Raw genomic sequence first — 21,952 nt, 5'->3', positions numbered from 1 at the left:
TATATAAAAACGAAAAAGGATGTTACACACTAGAGAGTGCAGCATCCTTTTTTCTTATGGTTCATATGATATTTTATTACGTCAATTCCTCGTGGTCAAGCTCCAACAGTTTGAAATGATTCTTTTTGAACTCTATAAGTCCTTCACTCTGCATGTTGGACAGCTCCTTTGACAGTGCGGTTCTGTCGACATTCAGGTAGTCGGCAAACTGTTCCCTGTTAAATGGGATATCGAACTCAGTTGTTCCAAGAGAGCTGGCAAGTCCTGAGAGATAATAGCTGACACGCTCACGTATCTTCTTTGGCTTTATATAGAAGATATGAAGAGAGAGTGTGAGACTTCTTCTCGATGATAGGAGAAGAAGATTCTTCAGCATTTGCAGATGCCACGGATAACTGTTGTATTTGCCGGACATGATATCCTGTGCGTTGAGCAGGAATACGATAGTAGGCTCTGTTGCTCTTGCGTCGATCATGAGTTTGTGTCCGGACAGGGCGTATGTTTCACCGAACACCTTTCCAGGAAGTGCTGAACTCAGGATACTTTTGGAGCCCCAGTAGTCAACATTCTCAACAATCACCCGGCCTTTGATGACTATTCCAAGCTCCTCGGTTATTTCGCCGGCTTTGAATATAGTGGAGTTGTATCTGTAATAGTGTTCGCGCAGGATCCCGAGATCCATCATGGTTTTGATATCGGCTTCCGAGATTCCTTTAAATGCCATCATGTTGAGTACTTCAGACAATTGATATTGAGGAATTTTAAGTTTCATACATAACCTCCATCTTATTATTTATTTCTATGCAGAGCAGCAGTCTGCAGCGTAGTATATTATAGTGACAAGGTGTCATGATGCGGGGGTGCGATAAGGCTTTCAGCTATAGAATGTATATTTTTTCAAAACACAGTATATTGTATATGTGTAATAAATTATCCCTTGTCCATACACAATATATATTATTCATATATTTTCTCAAATTTTTTCAAAAAAAGTTGTTTAAATCTTTATTACGTGGTTATAACAACCGAATTTATGAGTAAAGTATAATATACTTACAAATGAAAAGCAAGGAATGTGATAAGCATTATTGAATTATAGAAGATTATTCTGTATAATAAGTAAATAGTGTGTCACATTTTCACATATTAAAACACTGAAAGGAGAAATTTTATCATGTTACAGAACCAGGAATGGGAATCATTCACAGGTAGACTCTGGAAGGAAGAGTGTAATGTAAGAGACTTCATCCAGAACAACTACACACAGTACGATGGAGACGAGAGTTTCCTTGCAGCCCCAACAGATGCTACTAACAAGCTTTGGGATAAGCTTCAGGCACTTCAGAAGGCTGAGAGAGATAACGGTGGAGTTTTAAAGGAGGATGCTGATGTTGTATCAAGCATCACATCTTATGGCCCAGGCTACATTGATCCAGAGACAAAGGATCTTGAGCAGATTGTAGGTCTTCAGACAGATGAGCCACTTAAGAGAGCATTTATGCCTTATGGTGGTATCAAGATGGCTGAGGAAGCTCTTCAGATGTATGGATATACTCCAAACGAGAACTTCCACAAGATCTTCACTGAGTATCACAAGACACACAACCAGGCAGTATTTGATGCTTACACACCAGAGATGATGGCAGCTCGTCATACACATATCGTAACAGGACTTCCTGACACATATGGTCGTGGACGTATCGTAGGTGACTACAGAAGAGTTGCTCTTTACGGTATTGATCAGCTTATCGCTTGGAAGGAAGAGGATAAGGCTAACTGTGGCGATGGCAACATGTTTGATGATGTTATCCGTCAGAGAGAAGAGCTTTCAGAGCAGATCAAGCGTCTCAAAGAGATGAAGGTTATGGCTCAGTCATACGGATATGATATTTCAAAGCCAGCTTCAAACGCTAAAGAGGCTGTTCAGTGGTTATACTTCGGATACCTTGCAGCTATCAAGACTCAGAACGGTGCAGCTATGTCAGTTGGACGTGTATCTACATTCCTTGATATCTATATTGAGAGAGATATTAAGGCTGGTAAGCTTACAGAGGCTGAGGCTCAGGAGCTTATCGATCATTTCACAATGAAGCTTCGTATGGTTAAGTTCGCAAGAATTAAGTCATACAACGAGCTGTTCTCAGGAGATCCTGTATGGGCTACTCTTGAGGTTGGTGGTATCGGTGTTGACGGACGTTCAATGGTTACAAAGAACGATTACAGATTCCTTCATACACTTGAGAACATGGGACCAGCTCCAGAGCCAAACCTTACAGTTCTTTACTCATCAGCTCTTCAGGATACATTCAAGAAGTATGCTGCTAAGATCTCTGTAAGAACAAGCTCAATCCAGTATGAGAACGATGATGTAATGAAGCCAATCTGGGGCGATGATTACTCAATCTGCTGCTGTGTATCAGCTACACAGACTGGTAAGGAGATGCAGTTCTTCGGAGCTCGTGCAAACCTTGCTAAGTGTCTTCTTTACGCTATCAATGGTGGTAAGGATGAGAAGTTCCTTGACAAGAAGACTGGTAAGCCAATGCAGGTAGGTCCAGAGTACTCACCTATCACATCAGAGTACCTTGACTATGATGAAGTACTTGCTAAGTACAAGAAGATGCTTGACTGGTTAGCAGGACTTTATGTAAATATTCTTAACCTCATCCAGTACATGCATGACAAGTACTACTATGAGTCAGCTGAGATGGCACTTATCGATACAGATGTACGTCGTACATTTGCAACAGGTATCGCTGGATTCTCACACGTAATCGACTCACTGTCAGCAATCAAGTACGCTAAGGTTAAGGTTATCCGTAACGCAGAAACAGGACTTGCTGAGGACTTCGAGATCGAAGGCGAGTTCCCTAAGTATGGTAACGATGACGACAGAGCTGATAACATCGGTGTATGGCTTCTTCATGAGTTCCTTACAGACATCAAGAAGAGACACACATATCGTAATTCAGAGCCTACAACATCTATCCTTACAATCACATCTAACGTAGTTTATGGTAAGTACACAGGTAACCTTCCAGATGGAAGACGTGCTTGGACACCATTTGCACCAGGTGCTAACCCAAGCTACGGCGCTGAGACATCAGGACTTCTTGCATCACTTAACTCTGTTGCAAAGATTCCTTATGAGTGGTCACTGGATGGTATCTCAAATACACAGACAATGAACCCATCAGCACTTGGACATGATGAGGAAGAGAGAGCTACAAAGCTTGTAAGCGCAATGGATGGATACTTCGATCAGGGCGCTCATCATCTGAACGTAAACGTATTTGGTAAGGATAAGCTCCTTGATGCTATGGAGAATCCAGATAAGCCAGAGTACGCTAACTTCACAATCCGTGTATCAGGATATGCTGTTAAGTTCATATCACTTACACGTGAGCAGCAGCTCGATGTTATCAACAGAACATTCCATGACTCACTTTAATTCTTAGCTGACGCTGGATTTTCAGTGAAGTTATAGATGCTTTGTCAGATATAACAGTAAAACCATGGTCCCGGGGATAACCTCTCCGGGACTTTTTTTAAGAATATGTATTTATATCATTTTTATAAGAGATAATAGACATGTAGTTTTGTTTGTAATTACTTTCATTAATTGAGAGTTGTATTTGAATAGGAAGAACTTAGAGGTGAAATATGTCTGAAAAGAAACAGGTTTTAGGATATGTCCATTCGACAGAGAGCTTTGGAGCAGTAGATGGTCCAGGCATAAGATTTGTAGTTTTTTTACAGGGCTGCAAGATGAGATGTAAATATTGTCACAACCCAGAGACATGGAATCTTGTGACAGACTATAGTAAGCTTTACTCAGATGAAACAAGCGATGCTGAGAGAGAAGAACTTGAGAAGAAGATAGAAGAGAATACAAAGCTGCTGAAGGATAAGGGCGTCAAGATCGAGGCGAGGACCCCTGAGGATCTGTTAAAGCAGGCACTCCGCTATAAGCCATATTGGAAAAACGGCGGTGGTATAACAGTGAGCGGTGGTGAGGCGCTGCTTCAGATGGATTTCCTCATCGAGTTTTTCAAGCTTGCAAAGGCTGAGGGTATTCATACAACAATAGATACAGCCGGCAATCCATTTACAAGGGAGGAGCCATTCTTCTCCAAGTTCAATGAGCTGATGAACCTCACAGATCTGTTCCTGCTCGATATCAAGCAGATCAATGATGACAAGCATAGAGATCTCACAGGATTCTCCAACAGAAATATACTTGATCTTGCACAGTATCTGTCAGATCAGGGTAAGCATATGTGGATCAGACACGTACTGGTACCAACCATCACAACTGATGAGGATGATCTGAAGAAGACAAAGGAGTTCATAGATACTCTCAAGACTGTCGATAAAGTTGAGGTACTTCCATATCACAAGCTCGGAATCACTGAGTGGGAGAGACTTGGAATACCATATAAGCTTGAGGGAATCGATCCTCCTACAGATGAGGAGCAGAAGCTTGCAAAGGGTATTCTGGAATAAAATATAATAATTTTGACAAACAAGTGCATTTTGCCGAAACATAATCAGATTATGAATCGGCTAAAATGCACTTGTTTTTTGTGTACACAGGTTTTGTTTTAGAAATGGAATAAAAACGGATATTTGGAATAGATTTTTTTGTTTGGGTGTTATAATATGGTTAGTGAAGACAAACAAGAATTAGGAAACTGAAACAATCTGGCATAGAAAAAGATGGACGTGTTAGGTTTTCTATGAATACGTGAGATATAGCTACAGCCATTTGCCTAAGGCAAATTGTGTATGGCTTGAGTTTAGGTAAGGAGGAAAATTATGAATAGTTATGTAGCGTGGGGAATCTTTGGAATAATAAGCGGATTTTTGGCTGCTTTTGCGGATGTACCGCTTGTCATGCCGAAACAAGGTGAAAATATTAAGCTTGCTGGTGTATGTCCGTGGTGGGCAGATGCGACCTCAAAGAGATTTAGGGTGTCGTTCTGGCTTTCGTTTCTGGGACAGCCTGGAGGATATATAGTTATGTGGCTCCTTGCTGATTTGATCTCAAAAGAGAATACATCACTTGCATGTATTCTCAAGGTAGTAACATTGATTGGGTGTTATACAGGTCTTATGTGTCATGTTGTGTTCTGTCTGAAACCGCTCCTGTACCAGAAACTCTGCAGGAAAATGCCTGACGATGAAAGCAATGAGGTTATCAAAGTCATAGATCCGATTTTTAATCCGCCAATGTACCTGGCAGGCGTAATGCTCTGGTTCGGCATTGCGGTTATAGTGATAGCAGCAATCCTTACCGGGGCACTACCTGTTCCAAAGTGGTGCGCCTTCCTTAATCCTATAGGTTCACTTATAGTTCTCATGCCACTCAAGAAGTGTGGTGTCAGAATCATCGGAGCACTCGGATTTGGATTTGTGCTGCTTTCGGTACTGCTTATTATTGCAGCCAATGCTGTTGTTTTTTGAAAGTCAATCCGCTATACTATAATCACGTATAGGTATAGCAATTGAATTGAAATATGCAGATGATGGCGACATGGGCACTGCGTGTGTCAAGGCGCTCCGCCAGATAGAAGAAAAAGATTATATGGCAAGGTTAAAGCAGGTTTACTCGACGTAAGCCTGTTTTTTTTTGCGAAGTGCGAGTTGTAATCGGTGGCTGTACAAGACTTGGCGATTGACACGATAAATTGACATGATAACCTGAGAATTTTGAAGAGAGGTATTCTCATAATCAGATATTTTTAACGTAGTGAAAATTATATGCGAATTAAAGTTTAAAAATATTCGCAAATACTATTGACATCCTGGTTAGCATAGACTAACATATATGCGAATGAAATATAAAAAAATATTCGCATAAAGTATGAGTATGGAGGATGCAGAATGTATATTGAAGGAAAGAATCTTGTAAAGAAATATGGAAAGGGTGAGGCGACAGTGTATGCCCTGGACCATACGGATTTCAGTATGGAAAAAGGAGAGATAGTAGTAATCCTGGGACCGAGTGGAAGTGGTAAGAGTACACTTTTAAATATTCTTGGTGGACTTGATAAGGCCACGGAAGGAGCACTTATGGTGGATGGGGTGGATCTGGAAAAGATGTCTGCCAAAGAACTTGAGCTTTACAGGAGAGACAGACTTGGATTTATATTCCAGTCATATAACCTCACACCTGACCTTACAGCCAGAGAGAATATCGAGATGACGGCTGAGCTTGTAAAAGAGCCATTACCAGTAGATGAACTCATGGAGGAATTGGGACTTGTAAAATATGAAAAGCATTTTCCAAAGGAGCTTTCCGGTGGACAGCAGCAGAGGGTGGCTATCGCAAGGGCGATGGTGAAGAAACCGGATCTTCTTCTGTGTGATGAGCTCACGGGTGCGCTGGATTCAAAGTCATCAAGAGATGTGCTGCGAAGAATTCAGGCTATGAACGATACATACGGAACCACCATTGTGATAATTACGCACAATGAGAATATTGCAAGCATGGCGGATCGTGTTATAAGGATCAAGGACGGCAAGGCAGTGGCAAATGTAAGAAATGAAAATAAACAAAGTGTAGAGGAGATGGAGCTGTAATATGACGATCAACAAAAGAGCTGTGCGCAGCGTAAAGAAAAATATATCCTTCTATATAATAAGCACCATTCTTACTGTGCTCATATCGATACTTATTATTGCGCCGTTATCGACAGGTCACAACATGAAGAAGGTTATAAATGATTTTGTGGAGAAGTATAAGACTGAGGATGCTGAATTTGTCACTTATAATCCTATATCTGAGGACGACATGAAGACTCTTGAAAGTGATTATGATGTGGTCATGGAATATAGCAGATATAAGGATCTGAAGTTTAGTGGCGGAGACGTGGACGGACTCACGGTTAGGGTATTTGATATGCCGGAAAAACTCAATCTGTGCAATGTCCGGGACGGCAGCATGCCTGAAAATGGTGAGGCTCTCATAACCCAGAATTTTGCAGATCTCCATGGAATTAAAGTTGGCGATGAGGTAAGCCTTGGCGATTATTCATATAAGGTATCAGCATTTGCGACAAAGGCAGATTACATATATATGCTTGAAAAGCAGTCGGGGTACGTTGAAAAATCAAAATTTGCGGTCATGGTTGTGACACATGATGATTATGAGAAGATATCAGCTGATGAGACTGGATATTATTCGATAAAATACAACAGGGATAATGAGAAGGAAGTCAGGGAAAAGCTGAATGACGAGTATGTCATAGCAAGTTATCTGGCGGCAACCACGAATACGAGAATATCAATGCCTGTAAATGAGGGTGACGAGGTATCAAAAATTGCTACTATGTATGCGCCAGTTATGTTCATAATAGTACTGGCACTTATCGTGATGGTGCTAGGGAGAAATATCAGAAATGAACAGTATCTTCTTGGCACATTCATTTCCCTCGGATTTTCCAGAAAGCAGATCATAGGACATTATATGCGATTCGGTCTGATTCCGGGAATTGTGGGAAGTGTACTTGGAACGATAGCATCCATCCCGGTCACAAAGGCTATAACATATTTCTATATAGCATACGATTTTGAGACGATTGATTATACAGTGCGGTATGATACAGCGTCCATACTGGCTGCGCTTATTCTGCCATCTTTTGCATATTGCCTGGCGATAGCCCTGCAGGCTGCAAAGCTGCTCAGGAAGTCTGCGGTTGACCTTCTCAGAAATACAGGCAGGGACAGCAGGGCAATCCGTATAATGAGAAACAGTCATGCAAAAACGCAGCTTAAGATGAGAGTGAGAAGTGTCATAGGGCACCCGGGCAGAAGTGTAGTTACGATCATCGGTGTATGTGTGGCAGCCTTTTGTATTCTTGCCGGATTTATCATGAGAGACAGTCTCGACATTCTTATGCATGACGGGCTCACAAGCTCGGTTAAATATGAATATCTTTACAGATTAAAAACTCTTGGAAATGGATCTCCGGATAAAGGCGAGGCTCTGTTCCAGAATTATTATGAAATTGAGGGAAATACTGTTCAGCTGTCTGCACAGGGGATAGATGAAAGATCTAAGTATTTTCCAGATAAGACGGATACAGGCGAGAAACTGGATCTGGACAAATGTTATCTCACAAGTGCGGCTGCTGAAACTTATGGGGTAAATGCCGGGGATGAGTTGACATTTTACAATATTGCCGATCTCAAGGAGCACAGGGTTAAGATAAGCGGCGTGGTGACGGATAATACCCATTGCTATCTGTATACATCCAGAGATAATGCAACGAAACTTGCAGGTGTTGATCCTGGAACTTATAACTGTATCATAAGTGATAAAAAGCTGGAGCTCGACAAGAATCTGGTGGTCAGCGAGACGAGTATGAAAGTATCTGCGGATACAATGGAAAACCTGATGGGTCCGATGAAAGCTATCATTATAGGAATAGAGATACTTGGAATAGTGCTTGGAGTATTTATTCTGTATCTGGTCATAAATATGATCGTGTCCGAGACCGGGACCAATATATCAGTCATGAAGATTCTTGGATTTAGCAGAAAAGAGATAGTAAACAGAGTGCTCAATGTTAATCATATTCTTGTATGCGTAGGTTTCCTGATAGGAATTCCGGCAGCTTATGCATTTGTAAAGGTTGGATATTCAGACACCATAGAAAATTATGGAATGCTCCTGGCTCCTGTCCTGACTGTAAAAGCTATTGTCCTTGGATTTGTACTTACATGGATCACTTATGAGCTTTCACTGTTTCTTCAGAAAAGAAAAATATCAAGGATTGACATGGTGGAGGCTTTGAAGGAAAATAATAGGAATGAGTAGAATTTTACCTTAAGGGGGTCCACATGGCAAAGCGTGTATTTACAGAGGAAGAGCGGACAGAGTACAGAGAAAAAATGCTGGATGCGGGATTTGATCTGCTGAAGGAATATGGGATGACACATATGTCGGTTGCCAAAATTACTGAGGCTGCCGGAATCGGTGTAAGTACATTTTACAATTTCTTTGAGTCAAAGGAGCAGTATGTGTATGAAGTGATGGCATACAGGCGGAGAAAGATTCCGGAATATTTGCAGCTTGCACTTAATGGAAAAGAAAAGGCTGGACCTGCTGAGGCGAGGACGTATCTGAAGATGATGATAGATGACAGATACAGTGTATTCCCAAGTCTGACACCGGAGGATGAACAGAGACTACTTGAGATGCTTCCGGAGCAGGCAAGACCTGATCTTAATAAAGAGACAGGTATCGGAAAGCGTTTTTTTCAGATTATGGAGGGCGTCCGCCCAGATGTGAACATTCCACTTGTGGCAAATCTTATCAAGATATATGTGCTTGCTGCGGAGGGAAGAGATATCCTTCACCAGGCTGTCTATGAAGAGACGATGGAACGTATGAGAGATCTGATATTGTATGAGATTTTCGGAAAAATTGACAGTAGGTGAATAAGCTAGCACAGCATTATCCAAAGGAAAAAAGGATAATGTGAATCGAACATATGTTTGGTAATCAATATTAATCTGAGAAGTAGATAATATCTGACAGGTGGCTGAAAATTCAGTCATCTGTTTTTTTTATGAACAGTTATTTATCTGCAATTATTTACTTTGGAAAAAAAATATGGTAATCTGGTTAGGAAAAACTAACATTCAGGGCAGTCATATCTTAGAGAGGAAAATCCTAGTGAATGATTGATTGATTGAAAAATTATGGGATATTAAAAAATAGATAACAAGGGGGATAATAACAATGTTACAATGGAAAATATTTATGATCATGGCACTGGTTGGTCATGTGTTCTGTGGAATCTCGGATTGTTTACTGACATATGCACCAAATGGTAAAGTGGATCTTGCCAGTTTTAAGGATTATAAAAAAACAAGTACTGCATTTAAGGGGATGCCGCTTAAAAATCTGTCGTTTGCCATGGCGCTCGGCGTAGTTGCCATGACACTTGAGATTTTCGGATATCTGGCTCTGTGTGACTGGATGCGCCAGTTTTCTGAAACGTATTATATGATAATGTTTGTTGCAACTCTTGTTATGTTTATCAATCTGGCACTGCATCATCTGTTCTGCTGTCTTGTGGAATGGTTTTTTGTAAAATTAAATCTGACAGAGGAGGCATTGTGTGCGGTATGGGATTTCTTCAAGACAACATGCTACACTATGTATCTGGGATATGCAGGAATGCTGGTATTTGCTGTCAGCTTTCTGATTGCAGTTGTGACAGGAACAACATCACTTCCGGCATGGGCGTGCATATTCAATCTGCTGCCGCTGGCAATTGTCATTATGCCAACGAAGCTACCGGCAAAAGCAAATGTTATAGGAGTTGTTATGTTTGCAGGCTTACTGTTCCTGATATGAACTGATAGCTCGGCAAATGCAATTAACAATGCAGGAGGTAGACAAAGAACTATGGGGCGTCTGTCTATGCCTGATAGGTTCGCATGTACCTAACACCTGCATTTCCGGGATTGAAGATATGTGGAAATGAGAATATTAGAAAAGAACGAATCCGTCAGCAACTACTACAGGGCTGGCGGGTTCATTTTATATTATGAGGTTATAGCTTAAATGGATTTGTTAAGATATAATGAGAAATAGTATATAGTGAAAATATGTGGGTGACAGTGAGTGTGGTTTTGAAATGAGAGGGTTATGAATGGAGAATGAGATTGTATTATTTTCAGATGGAGATGTAAATGTTGAAGTTCAGATAAGTCCTGAACAGTAGACGGTTTGGTTGACACAGAAACAGATGGAAGAGTTATTTGAAGTAAAATATGCCACGATAAGTGAGCACATTTCTAATATTTTATCTTCTGGAGAGCTGGATGAAACTTCTGTCGGATTTTCCGACAAAAGTACTGGAGGAAGAAAACCAAAGATATATAATCTGGATATGATTCTTTCTGTTGGATATCGTGTGAACTCTAAACGTGGTATTGCATTTAGAAGGTGGGCTAACAGAACCCTGAAACAGTATATCATTCAGGGATACGCAATCAATGAAAAGCGTCTTGCGGTTCTGCAGAAAACCGTTGATATCCAGACAAAAATGCTGGCATGCACGTTGGATGTCGAGGAGGCAGATGTGCTCAGAGCTGTAAATCTGTATAAGGGTGGGGAAAAACGAATCAGTGATGGTGCGCTTGTAGCAATCACGCTCATGATCGCAGAGTCAAATCCGGAAGAAAAAGATATAATGGTCAAGCTGGTCATGAATTTGCTGACATTATAGATAAATGTGATATTAGGGGGCTGGTGAGCTGATGAAACGACAGGAAAGATATAAGATTTTAAATTACGCAAAAGATCAATATAGCAAGACGTTCGATGTAGACTATCAGTTCAAGCGTTTTTCCAGAAAGAAACTGTACAGTCTGCTAAAGCAGCATTGTAATTCCTGTATGTGTGAATGGGATTATTGTTGTTATGGGTTATATCGGAACTGCTGGCAGGAACTGTATGAAAAAGGTAACTGGGGGATGACTCAAAAGATGGTTGATGCTAAAATTGCTGGCGCTATAGATAAGTATGCAAAGTATTACAGGAAAGATAGTCGTATTTTGTATTGTGATTTGGGAAGTAGCATTGATATAATTCTTGTAATGAGAGATATCTGCAAATCTGATTTCCTGATTACATTTATGGATGAAAAGGAATAAATGAAAAACATGTATTTCAAAAAGGGTTAAAGACAAATATTAAAATTATAAAGGAGATATGGGATGGGGATAAAATATAGAAAATTGAAAGAAAAAGATCTGGATATATTCATCGAAATGAGAATAAATCAGTTACGGGAAGAAGGTGCCAAGGAGGATATTGATCTAAGACCGGCACTTCGTGATTATTATATGCGTCACATGAAGGATGGAACATTTGTATCATGGATTGCTGAAGATGAAGGGAAAATCATAGGTACAAGTGGAATGTCATTTGTAGAAAAGCCGCCATACTTTGGATGCCCAAGTGGGAAGATGGGACTCCTGTCCAGCATGTTTACAAATCCAGCTTACAGGCGTAAGGGTATTGCAAAAGAACTACTGCACAGAGTTGTCGAAGAGGCAAAGAATTATGGCTGTGGTACGGTTCAGATCACGGCATCTAATATGGGAGTGAAATTATATACAGCTTATGGATTTACTCATAATGGCAACTTTATGCAATATAAGCTGTGACGTATAGATTTATAATGTATAATAAGACGGAGATCACACGTACCTGACACTTGCACATCCAAGAGAGCTTTCAAATATAAGTTTTTGTACCACGAAGATTTGAGTAGCATTTCGAATGGGCGATGAATTACTGCTTTAAGGAACAGAATAAAGATGTATGAGGAATTAGGGGAGATCAATAGATATGAAAGATAATCAGCGTAAAGTTCCGGAAATGACACCATTAACATTGATGATATATATATTGGTTATTGTTGCGATAGGACTTTTCTTCTTTTTTGTACGAGGAGACATGCCTGGAAAAATATGTGCATGTACGGCATGTCCGGCAATGATAGCATATTTTATATATGCTTATCACAAAGAAAAAAGTGCAGATAGAAGTTCTGTAGATAAAAATGAAGATATAATCAGTGGGAATTATTTCAAAACTGCTGAGTGGCAGCATAACTATATTACATATAAAAACAAATATCCATTTGAGAAAGCTATGTATCCAGATATGAAAAAAGATCTATTATCAAGATTTCGAAGAAGAGAGTATGTTATCTGGATGCTTTTTATGGCGTTTCTTATGTTTGGATCGGTCTGTTTGATGATGCAGAAACTTTTCCTCGGAATTACAGGAATATTATTATTTGGTATACTGTTTTATTTTAATTTTTCCTTGTATATTGGTGCACCAGTCAGAAAATGGTTAAAGAGAGATATTGACTATGATGCATTAGAAAAGTCATATGTTAATGCCAGATTCGTTGTTTATAAAAAGAATGGACTCGCGTTTGGAACGACACATATACATGCATATACAGAAAAGAAGGTGTATGCTATAGATTATCGGCTGGTGGAGGGAATATCAAGGAAAGTAGTTCGTTTAAAAAAGTATGAAGATGGCATATATTCTTCAGAAGAATATAGACATTATGCTGTCATACATGTGTGCCTTCCTCAAAGCGGACGGATTCATAATGTAGAAATTGAATTAAATGAGTTTCAGGTTCAAATGGCAATTGATTACCTGCCAGTATTCAGGCTTGGAGAGAATTTGAAAGAGAATATAAGCATGGAGCTGGTAAAAGATAATGAGGTAGTGTAAAAAGAATACAGAGAAGATAGGCACCAATGCCCACAAAGCATTGGTGCTTTTTATAGTTCAAGAATTAATAAGATTGTTTCGGGAATCTTTGTGTTATACTGCTCTATATTGAGGAGTTCAATACTGAGCAGAGGAAATTATATGTATAAGATCAACGAAGATTCATGGAACGAAAAGTATATATTGCTGATACCCGCCATGCTGGATGCGCATTTTCCGCTTATCAAGTATGCGTTTTATTCAAAGGATTATCATCCGGTCATACTGGAAAATGAGGATGGTATCACAGATGTGGGGTTAAAGTATGTGAACAATGACATGTGTTATCCGATAGTGTTAAATGCAGGACAGATGATAGATGCATTACAGTCCGGAAAATACGATGTAGGTAGGGTCAGGCTGCTCATGCCGACGGCGGGGGATGCCTGCAGAGGAGCAAATTATCTTCATGTGCTAAGACAGGCCGTGATAAATGCCGGATTTAACCAGACAAAGATACTTTCGTTAAATGTCAAGGGGCTTGAGAAGGACTGTCAGATGAAGCTGCATCCGTATATGGTATGGCGGGCACTGTTTGGTCTTTTCTATGGGGACATTCTCATGCTACTGCTCAACCAGACCAGGCCAAATGAGGTGAAATGTGGGCAGGCACAGCGACTGTGGGAGAAATGGGTCAGGACACTATCTGAGGATCTAAAGCAGGGCAGACACTTAACGATAGGACATATGAAAAGAAATTTTGAGAGGATTGCTAAAAGCTTTGCAAAGATAAAGCTTAGTGACAAGAGAAAGCAGCGTGTGGGAATCGTTGGAGAATTATATATAAAGTATTGTCATCTTGGAAACTGGGATATGATAAAGTTCCTTGAGGAGAACGGATGTGAGAGCCATACTAACGGTCTTTCATGGTATGCCATGTATTATATGGATTCACACCTCACAGAAGATATGACATTTGAATCACTGCTGTATAAGGCAGGACTTAAGTTCTTTGGAAGTATCCAGAAATCCATGATAGATGCGCTTAGAAAATACGGTTTCTATACAATGGAGGATTTTTTCACGATGAAACGTGAGGCGGAAGGATATGTGAGCTGGGGGTATAAGACCGGTGACGGCTGGCTCATCGGCGCAGAGATAACAGGACATATTCTCCACGACTGCCGGAAGGTTCTGGCTGTCCAGCCATTTGGCTGCATGCCGAATCACACCTGCGGAAGAGGACTTTATCCTTCACTTCAGAAGAAGCTGCCGCAGGGCATGATAGTGAGCTGTGATGTGGATTCCAGTGGTTCAAAGTTAAATGTCTACAACAGGGCGAGGATGCTGGTGGACATGCCACTTAAAATCGGAAAATAGAAAATGGAGAAATAAAGATGAAAAAGATATTTGTTGTTGAAGATGACGAGAGCATCTGTCAGGAGCTTGTGCAGATACTTGAGGGGGAAGGCTATGAGGCACTGAGTCTCACAAGCTTTGAACACACAAAAGACGATATACTTAAGGCTGCGCCGAATCTGGTGCTCATGGACATCAATATTCCGGGGATAAACGGCAGAAACCTTGTGAAGGAGATACGAAAGGAATCTGATGTGCCGATCATCATGGTTACAAGCAGGACTTCCGAGATGGATGAGGTCATATCCATGAGCTATGGTGCGGATGACTATATCACCAAGCCGTACAATCCGACGATACTCCTGCTCAGGATAGCGGCGGTGCTTAAGCGCATGGAGGGCAGCCAGAACACGGCATCATACAGGGATGCCGAGGTGAATTTCAGCAAGGGAACAATCAGCAGAGATGGACAGGAGCTTGTGCTTACCAAGAATGAGATGATCATTTTCCAGCTCCTTTTATCTAACCGTGAGAAGATAGTGTCCAGGGATGAGATTATGACAGACCTTTGGGACAATGATGAATTTGTAAATGACAATGCACTTACGGTGAACATCAGCAGGCTCAGAGGAAAACTGGCAGATCTTGGATATGATGATGCCATAGAGACCAGGAAGAAGCAGGGATACCGACTTGTATGACGGGTAAGTGGGGTTATATATCATTTACAGCGACAAAAGATTGGAGTAATTTTGTAAAATGAAATTTGGCTTGTATATAAAGGATAAACTTGGAATAATTGCGGGATATGCGGGATTTGTGATATTCACATATCTGCTCATGATGGCATTTCACTCACAGTTACAGATGAGGATTATGTTCGTTATCGTGGCTGTGATATTTGTCGTCTCGGTTATCGCTTTCGATTATCTGAGAAAATATAAGTTCTACAATAGTCTGATTGGACATCTGGATGAACTGGATCAGAAGTATCTTATACTTAACACTTTGGACGAGCCTGACTTCTACGAGGGCAAGCTGGTGTATTCAGCTATGTACGACATCAACAAGTCCATGACTGAGAATGTGAGAAAGTACAGGGACAGCGTGGAGGATTTCAAGGACTTTATAGAGATTTGGGTTCACGAGATCAAGCTTCCGATAGCCAGTCTGGTGCTCATGTGCCACAACAACAGGGATGTGATCCCGAGAAAATACGAGGAACAGGTTGCAAGGCTCGACGCGTATGCGGATCAGGTACTCTACTATGTGAGGGCGGAGCATGCTGCGGCGGATTACAGATTTGCTGAGACAAATCTTAAGAGTGTCATCGGAAGAGTGGCGTTGAAGAACAAGGATATGCTGCTTGATGGTGATATATCGCTGAATGTTCATGATGTGGATGAATGTGTTGTGACGGATTCAAAGTGGCTTGAGTTTATGGTAAATCAGATCGTGAGCAACAGCATCAAGTATATAGACCGGGGACAGGAAAAGACTATAGAGATCTGGGCTGAAGCAGTGGGTGACGGCAAGGCTCTGCACATAAAGGACAATGGAATAGGTATACCACAGTCTGATATTCCACTTGTGTGCAAGAAATCATTTACCGGGGAAAATGGCCGGAAACATGCGAAATCCACAGGTATGGGTCTTTATATAATAGACAATCTGTGCAGGCAGCTGGGACATAAGCTGAATATAACGTCAAAGGTGGATGAATACACAGATGTGAGTATAGTATTTGGACATAATGATATATACAAGATTGGATGATATAAAAATTGCGTTTTTCGATAGTGGGATACCGGATCGGGTGAGCGTCCCCAAGGTTACAGAATTGTAATGTTAGGTAATAATGAAAAAAGGACAATTGCTTTCAAAATGTGTAAACTGCAAATATGTTCAATGGTGAGAGCAGTAATAAACAAACATTTGAGGAGGCATTTCAATGGAAAATCCAACAAAAAATTCAACGAAAAATTCAATGAAAAATTCTATGGAAAATCCAGTGGGAAATTCAATGGAAACAATATTAAAGATTGACAACATTGAGAAGTATTATGGAAACAAATCCAATATGACAAAGGCCATAGATGGAATATCATTTGATGTGGAGGCAGGAGAGTTCGTTGCTATCATGGGTGCATCGGGAAGCGGTAAGACGACACTGCTTAACTGCGTTTCAACTATAGATAAGGTTAGCAGCGGTCACATCTATGTGGGCGGCAAGGATATCACAACACTCAAGGGCAATAAGCTTAACGAGTTCAGAAGAGAGGAACTGGGATTTATATTTCAGGATTTCAATCTTCTTGACACACTCACAGCGTATGAGAATGTCGCACTGGCACTTTCCATACAGAATGTTCCTGCAAAGCAGATAGATGCGAAGGTCAGAGCTGTTGCAAAGGAGCTTGAGATCGAGAGTGTTCTGAAGAAGTATCCGTACCAGATGTCGGGCGGTCAGAAGCAGAGAGTCGCATCTGCAAGAGCCATCATCACTGACCCAAAGCTTGTGCTTGCAGATGAGCCTACAGGAGCACTCGATTCCAAGTCGGCAAAGCTGTTGCTTGAGAGATTTAAGCATCTGAATGAGGATCTCATGACAACGATACTCATGGTAACACACGATTCATTTACAGCCAGCTATGCAGGCAGGATCCTTTTCATCAAGGATGGCAAGGTGTTCCACGAGCTTAGAAGAGGAGGAGATACCAGAAAAGAATTCTTCAATAAAATCATAGATGTCGTGACACTGCTTGGAGGTGATCTGAATGACGCTCTTTAAGCTTTCCGCATCAAATATGAAGAAGAGTATAAAGGACTATGCCATATATTTCTTCACTCTGGTACTCGGTGTTGCAATCTTCTATGTGTTCAATGCCATAGAGACACAGTCGGCCATGCTGACGATCTCCGCAGACACAAGAGAGGTTGTACAGCTCATGGGCAAGATGATCGCCGGAGTCAGTGTATTCATAGCATTTGTCCTTGGCTTTCTCATCATATATGCGAGCCGTTTCCTGATGAAGAGACGTAATAAGGAATTTGGTCTGTACCTCATCCTTGGAATGGGAAAACGCAAGGTGTCCACAATGCTTTTCATAGAAACACTTATCATCGGACTTGTATCACTTGTGGTAGGACTTCTTGCCGGAATAGGAATCTCACAGCTCACAAGTGTACTTGTTGCAAACATGTTCGATGCAGATATGTCATCATACAGCTTTGTATTCTCTGGCAGCGCATTTGCCAAGACCTGTCTGTATTTTGCAATCATATATGTGGTGGTTATAATCTTCAACACATTTATCATCAGCAAATGTAAGCTCATCGACCTTTTCCAGAATGGAAGAAAATCTGAGAATGTCAAGATCAAGAATCCGTGGGTATCAGTTATCGTGTTCCTGATATCAGTTGTATCACTTGGATATGCTTATCATGCGGTGATTACCGATATAAATGACATGTACATGAACGATCTCTACAAGTGGATCGTGGTCGGATGCGTTGCAACGGTGCTCTTCTTCTGGTCGGTATCCGGAATGCTCTTCAGGATCGTGTCATCCATGAAGAATGTGTACTATAAGGGACTCAATTCATTTGTCGTCAGACAGATGAGCAGCCGTGTAAATACAAATGTACTTTCAATATCAGTCATCTGTCTGATGCTTTTTGTGACAATATGTGTGCTTTCATCAGCGCTTGCAGTGAAGAATTCCTTAAATGAGGGCATTGCAAAGTACGCAAGAGCGGATGTGAGTATATCGAAAACCCAGAGCAGTGATTCAATCTATTATGACGAGGACGAGATGGGTAATGACAGCGAGACAAATGATCTTTTGAAGAAACTTGAGGTGACTGATGGAAAGAGCATAGAAGATGTATATAGTGAAAATAATGTGGATCTTGGATCATACTTCTCAGATTACGTTGACGTACACACATATACATGTCCTACACTTACAATCAGAAACTATCTGGGAGATGAGGCTCTGATTGATTCTCTTGGAATAGATGTAAACGCTTTGTCTAGATTTGAGGGAACGGAGGAGATCATATCACAGTCTGACTACAACAAGGTGGCAAAGATTTATGACAAAGCGGAGATCCAGCTTGCCGATGACGAGTATGCAATCCTGGCAAATTATAGAATATTCGTTAAGATCCGTGACGAGAGACTTCAGGAGGGAAAAGAGATAGAGGTATATGGCAACAAGCTTAAACCGGTTATCTCGTATTGTATAGATGGTGATATAGAGCTTGCCACTCAGCCCCTCAACACAGGTGTGTTTATCGTGCCGGATTCAGCCATTGAAGGTGCACAGTTCGCGAAAGAGTATTTCATCGGAAAGTATGCCGATCAGGACATAGATGCCATACAGGATAGCGATACGATTATAAATAAGGTATCGAATAAGGATGTGACCTGCGGACTTATCACAGTAAACACTAAAGATAGTATTAAGGCAGCCAGCGTGGGAGTTGGAGCTATCGCATCATTTATAGGTATGTATATCGGACTCATATTCCTCATATCCGGTGCAGCCATCCTCGCACTCAAAGAGCTCTCAGAGAGTACAGACAACATAGAGAGATACAAGATGCTCAGAAAGCTTGGCGTGGATCAGCACATGATCAACAAGGCCCTTTTCTCACAGATGGGACTATTCTTCGTATTCCCACTTGCTCTCGCCATAGTCCATTCGGTATTTGGAATGATGGTCAGCACGAAGATTCTTGATACTATGGGAGCGTATGATATTGTAGGTGCTATCGGAATCACGGCTGCCATCGTGGTAATCATATATGGCGGATATTTCCTTATAACGTATCTGTGCAGCAGGAAGATTATCAGTGAGTGAGGATATAACTATTATTGAAAATAATTGCACTTTTTATTGAATGAATAACATAATTATGTTATCATAAACATACGATATAAATGTGACATGTCACATTGTTTGGGCTGGTCGTAAGACCCAGGTCCAACCTAATTAGGCGGGGAGACTCCCCGCCATTTTTTATATAGAGTTGTAATGGGGAAATTCCTCAAAGGGATACATAAAAAGGAAATTTGATGGTTAACAAATGATTATTTGTATATGGATTGGAGGAAGTCATAATGAACAAACATGTAGAAAAAGCTATGGAGATAAGAAACGAGACACCGATGGTCAATAACTGTGCGCAGACCATTCTGCGGGCTTACGCGGATGAGCTCGGAATAACAGGAGATATGGCGGCAAAGCTCAGTGCTAATTTCGGTGGAGGTATGAAGTGTGGCTTGACATGCGGTGCGATCACAGGAGGACTTATGGTACTTGGCGCTCTGGGCGTTGAGAATCCATACGTGATAAATCAGTTCAGGCGCAGGATAGCAGATAACCACAACGGCATGACCGATTGTGCCGATCTGTTAAAGGCAAATGCCCAAAAGGGCGGAATCAAGAAAGTGCACTGCGACGGCATGATCAGGGAGGCCATAGAGCTGATAGATGAACTGGTAGAAAGTAATGAAGGTTGAACGTAGAGTTGGAGGAAGCTTTTATGAGAAAAAAGAGGGTTGCATTTATCTGTGTTCACAATTCCTGTAGGAGTCAGATTGCCGAGGCTCTCGGGAAATATCTGGCATATGATGTATTTGAAAGCTATTCGGCGGGAACGGAGACGAAGCCACAGATCAATCAGGATGGAGTTCGGATCATGAAGGAATTATATGGGATAGATATGGAAGAAAACAGACAGTATAGCAAGCTGATCAGCGATATACCTGAACCGGATATTGTGATCTCTATGGGATGTAATGTCGGATGTCCGTTTATCGGAAGACCATTTGATGACAACTGGGGACTGGAAGATCCGACTGGCTGTGATGATGAGGCATTTAAGAAAGTGATAAAAGAAATCGAAAACAATATATTGAAGTTGAAGAAACAAATTGGAGGAGACGCGCCATTGGAATAAAGATAAGATATTTTAATGGAGAACTTTCAGTTGAGGTGAAATATATGATGACAATAAGAGAAAAAGCTGAATACATCATAAGGGATATAAAACGGGAACAGGGAACAAATCCTGTCACTATATTTAGAAATATTGCTGCCAAAGACTATGTGAGTATGCATGGCCCGGAGCACCATATACTTGACGGTGCAAGTCTGCTGGTGGCATATAAAAATGCAGGTGGAAACATAGACATTGATGTTGCTCTGGATAAACTCATGTCCGAGGGACTGCGCATGCCGGGGGCTATGTGTGGCTTATGGGGAATTTGCGGTGCTATAACATCCATAGGTGCGGCACTTGCCATAATTGACGGCACTGGACCACTATCCGCTGATGGCACATGGGGAGCTCACATGCAGTATACATCAGCAGCCATAGGGGATCTGGGAACTATAAATGGTCCGAGATGCTGCAAACGGGATGCGATGATAGCATTCAAGAATGGAATAGAGTATGTGAACAGCCATTATGGTATGGCGTTACAGTATGAGCATAGGCAATGTGAGTATAGTGATATGAATGCGCAGTGCATTGGGGAGAGATGCCCATTCTTTATTTAGGCTCAGAAGGTAAAAAAACAGCGAAAAATGGAGGAGATAATACATGACATTACAGATGAGAGACAGGGAAAATGTAGAACTTGGCGAAATGAAAAAACAGGTGTTTCTGATTCGAAAGATAACCAGAGACAAAGTTGCGGCTACAAGTGATTTCCTTGGTGTTTCAGAATCATTCGTTATCAAAGTCATGGATTTAATTGAAGAAAATCCTGATCTTGATGATGAGGAAATTGCAGAAATGCTGGTTGATTTTTAAGAGTGAGAATATAGTAAAAAAACATAGAGAACAGAAACCTTGCAGAATATAGTGCAGGGCTTTTGTTCTCTATATTTTATGGGGAAGGCTTTGATTATGTCAATTTTTGTATCTTATTATATCACCGGGATTGCATTTTAAAACAAAGCATATTGTTAATAGCTCTGGCGAGTGCATTTCTTGTGATGTTATCTTTATCCATATATTCTTTGCAGCAAAATGTATTGATTTTGCAATGAAATGCGGTTTGACATGCGGTGCGATCACAGGAGGACTTATGGTGCTTGGCGATCTTGTCGTTGAGAATCCTTATGTCATAAATCAGTTCAGGCGCAGGATAGCAGATAACCACAACGGCATGACCGATTGTGCTGCCGGGAGTTACTTATTTTAGGGCAAAGTTATAAGTAATTAGTATTGACACAGCAATAAACTCCTTTATAATAAATATTACAAACGTAATATTTATTATAAAGGAGTTTTAATATGATGAGCTTA

23 protein-coding genes are annotated in these 21,952 nt (G+C 40.9%); 21 read left to right on the top strand and 2 right to left on the bottom strand.

Translation table 11 applies throughout. The features are described from left to right. Nucleotides 1–76: 76 nt before the first annotated feature. Complete coding sequence (locus DXB91_RS00925; RefSeq protein ID WP_055222757.1) at nt 77–772, bottom strand: Crp/Fnr family transcriptional regulator; 696 nt, start codon at nt 770–772, stop codon at nt 77–79. A 402-nt stretch (nt 773–1,174) separates the two neighbouring features. Between DXB91_RS00925 and pflB the strand changes: the two genes are divergently transcribed. The 21 genes from pflB to DXB91_RS00825 all read left to right on the top strand — a co-directional run bounded on the left by pflB (nt 1,175) and on the right by DXB91_RS00825 (nt 21,454). Continuing rightward, nucleotides 1,175–3,451 carry a formate C-acetyltransferase gene (pflB, locus tag DXB91_RS00920; RefSeq protein WP_117548842.1) on the top strand — a complete coding sequence of 759 codons (2,277 nt, stop codon included), beginning with the start codon at nt 1,175–1,177 and terminating at the stop codon, nt 3,449–3,451. A gap of 212 nt (nt 3,452–3,663) precedes the next feature. After that, on the top strand, nt 3,664–4,506 hold the full coding sequence (locus tag DXB91_RS00915; RefSeq protein ID WP_118016606.1) for a radical SAM protein: 843 nt from the start codon (nt 3,664–3,666) through the stop codon (nt 4,504–4,506). A 312-nt stretch (nt 4,507–4,818) separates the two neighbouring features. After that, a complete protein-coding gene (locus tag DXB91_RS00910; protein WP_118016605.1) occupies nt 4,819–5,466 on the top strand; it encodes a DUF6796 family protein in 648 nt (215 codons plus the stop codon). Between the two features lie 420 nt (nt 5,467–5,886). Next, on the top strand, nt 5,887–6,585 hold the full coding sequence (locus tag DXB91_RS00905; RefSeq protein WP_118016604.1) for an ABC transporter ATP-binding protein: 699 nt from the start codon (nt 5,887–5,889) through the stop codon (nt 6,583–6,585). Nucleotide 6,586: 1 nt separating this feature from the next. Beyond that, nucleotides 6,587–8,824, top strand: a complete 2,238-nt coding sequence (locus tag DXB91_RS00900; protein WP_118016603.1) for an ABC transporter permease — start codon at nt 6,587–6,589, stop codon at nt 8,822–8,824. A gap of 23 nt (nt 8,825–8,847) precedes the next feature. Beyond that, on the top strand, nt 8,848–9,447 hold the full coding sequence (locus DXB91_RS00895) for a TetR/AcrR family transcriptional regulator (RefSeq protein WP_118016602.1): 600 nt from the start codon (nt 8,848–8,850) through the stop codon (nt 9,445–9,447). 304 nt (nt 9,448–9,751) lie between these two features. Then, a complete protein-coding gene (locus tag DXB91_RS00890) occupies nt 9,752–10,372 on the top strand; it encodes a DUF6796 family protein (protein WP_147343964.1) in 621 nt (206 codons plus the stop codon). 394 nt (nt 10,373–10,766) lie between these two features. Then, complete coding sequence (rhuM, locus tag DXB91_RS00885; protein ID WP_243003488.1) at nt 10,767–11,249, top strand: RhuM family protein; 483 nt, start codon at nt 10,767–10,769, stop codon at nt 11,247–11,249. A gap of 31 nt (nt 11,250–11,280) precedes the next feature. Beyond that, entirely contained in the window at nt 11,281–11,676 is a 396-nt protein-coding gene (locus tag DXB91_RS00880) for a hypothetical protein (RefSeq protein ID WP_118016600.1), read from the top strand. A gap of 63 nt (nt 11,677–11,739) precedes the next feature. Then, entirely contained in the window at nt 11,740–12,192 is a 453-nt protein-coding gene (locus DXB91_RS00875; protein WP_118016599.1) for a GNAT family N-acetyltransferase, read from the top strand. A 184-nt stretch (nt 12,193–12,376) separates the two neighbouring features. Continuing rightward, entirely contained in the window at nt 12,377–13,288 is a 912-nt protein-coding gene (locus tag DXB91_RS00870) for a hypothetical protein (RefSeq protein WP_118016598.1), read from the top strand. A gap of 141 nt (nt 13,289–13,429) precedes the next feature. Next, the gene (locus DXB91_RS00865; RefSeq protein ID WP_118016597.1) at nt 13,430–14,647 is read left to right on the top strand and encodes a 2-hydroxyacyl-CoA dehydratase; all 1,218 of its coding nucleotides are present in this window, start codon (nt 13,430–13,432) and stop codon (nt 14,645–14,647) included. 17 nt (nt 14,648–14,664) lie between these two features. Continuing rightward, nucleotides 14,665–15,327 carry a response regulator transcription factor gene (locus DXB91_RS00860; protein WP_118016596.1) on the top strand — a complete coding sequence of 221 codons (663 nt, stop codon included), beginning with the start codon at nt 14,665–14,667 and terminating at the stop codon, nt 15,325–15,327. 58 nt (nt 15,328–15,385) lie between these two features. Beyond that, a complete protein-coding gene (locus tag DXB91_RS00855; RefSeq protein WP_118016595.1) occupies nt 15,386–16,402 on the top strand; it encodes a sensor histidine kinase in 1,017 nt (338 codons plus the stop codon). A gap of 69 nt (nt 16,403–16,471) precedes the next feature. Next, nucleotides 16,472–16,672: a hypothetical protein gene (locus DXB91_RS14015; protein ID WP_147343963.1), complete on the top strand. Its 201-nt coding sequence runs from the start codon at nt 16,472–16,474 to the stop codon at nt 16,670–16,672. Beyond that, nucleotides 16,650–17,417, top strand: a complete 768-nt coding sequence (locus tag DXB91_RS00850) for an ABC transporter ATP-binding protein (RefSeq protein WP_055280061.1) — start codon at nt 16,650–16,652, stop codon at nt 17,415–17,417. The genes DXB91_RS14015 and DXB91_RS00850 overlap by 23 nt, the downstream gene beginning before the upstream one ends. Then, entirely contained in the window at nt 17,404–19,494 is a 2,091-nt protein-coding gene (locus DXB91_RS00845) for an ABC transporter permease (protein WP_118016594.1), read from the top strand. Before DXB91_RS00850 ends, DXB91_RS00845 begins: the two co-directional genes overlap by 14 nt. Before the next feature lie 260 nt (nt 19,495–19,754). Continuing rightward, nucleotides 19,755–20,156, top strand: coding sequence for a C-GCAxxG-C-C family protein (locus DXB91_RS00840; RefSeq protein ID WP_118016593.1), 402 nt, complete (start codon nt 19,755–19,757; stop codon nt 20,154–20,156). A gap of 23 nt (nt 20,157–20,179) precedes the next feature. After that, on the top strand, nt 20,180–20,596 hold the full coding sequence (locus DXB91_RS00835; protein WP_118016592.1) for an arsenate reductase ArsC: 417 nt from the start codon (nt 20,180–20,182) through the stop codon (nt 20,594–20,596). A 44-nt stretch (nt 20,597–20,640) separates the two neighbouring features. Further along, complete coding sequence (locus DXB91_RS00830; protein ID WP_243003487.1) at nt 20,641–21,198, top strand: DUF5714 domain-containing protein; 558 nt, start codon at nt 20,641–20,643, stop codon at nt 21,196–21,198. Nucleotides 21,199–21,241: 43 nt separating this feature from the next. Then, a complete protein-coding gene (locus tag DXB91_RS00825; RefSeq protein ID WP_118016590.1) occupies nt 21,242–21,454 on the top strand; it encodes a hypothetical protein in 213 nt (70 codons plus the stop codon). A 99-nt stretch (nt 21,455–21,553) separates the two neighbouring features. On the opposite strand, the gene DXB91_RS14810 is transcribed toward DXB91_RS00825, so the two are convergent. Next, the gene (locus DXB91_RS14810) at nt 21,554–21,721 is read right to left on the bottom strand and encodes a helix-turn-helix domain-containing protein (RefSeq protein WP_118016589.1); all 168 of its coding nucleotides are present in this window, start codon (nt 21,719–21,721) and stop codon (nt 21,554–21,556) included. Between the last annotated feature and the right edge of the window lie 231 nt (nt 21,722–21,952).

The organism is Coprococcus sp. OM06-34AC (assembly GCF_003462545.1).
Lineage (GTDB): Bacteria > Bacillota > Clostridia > Lachnospirales > Lachnospiraceae > Coprococcus > Coprococcus aceti.
The sequence above is the reverse complement of the archived record's forward strand: the minus strand, read 5'-3'. Positions and strand labels throughout refer to the sequence as shown.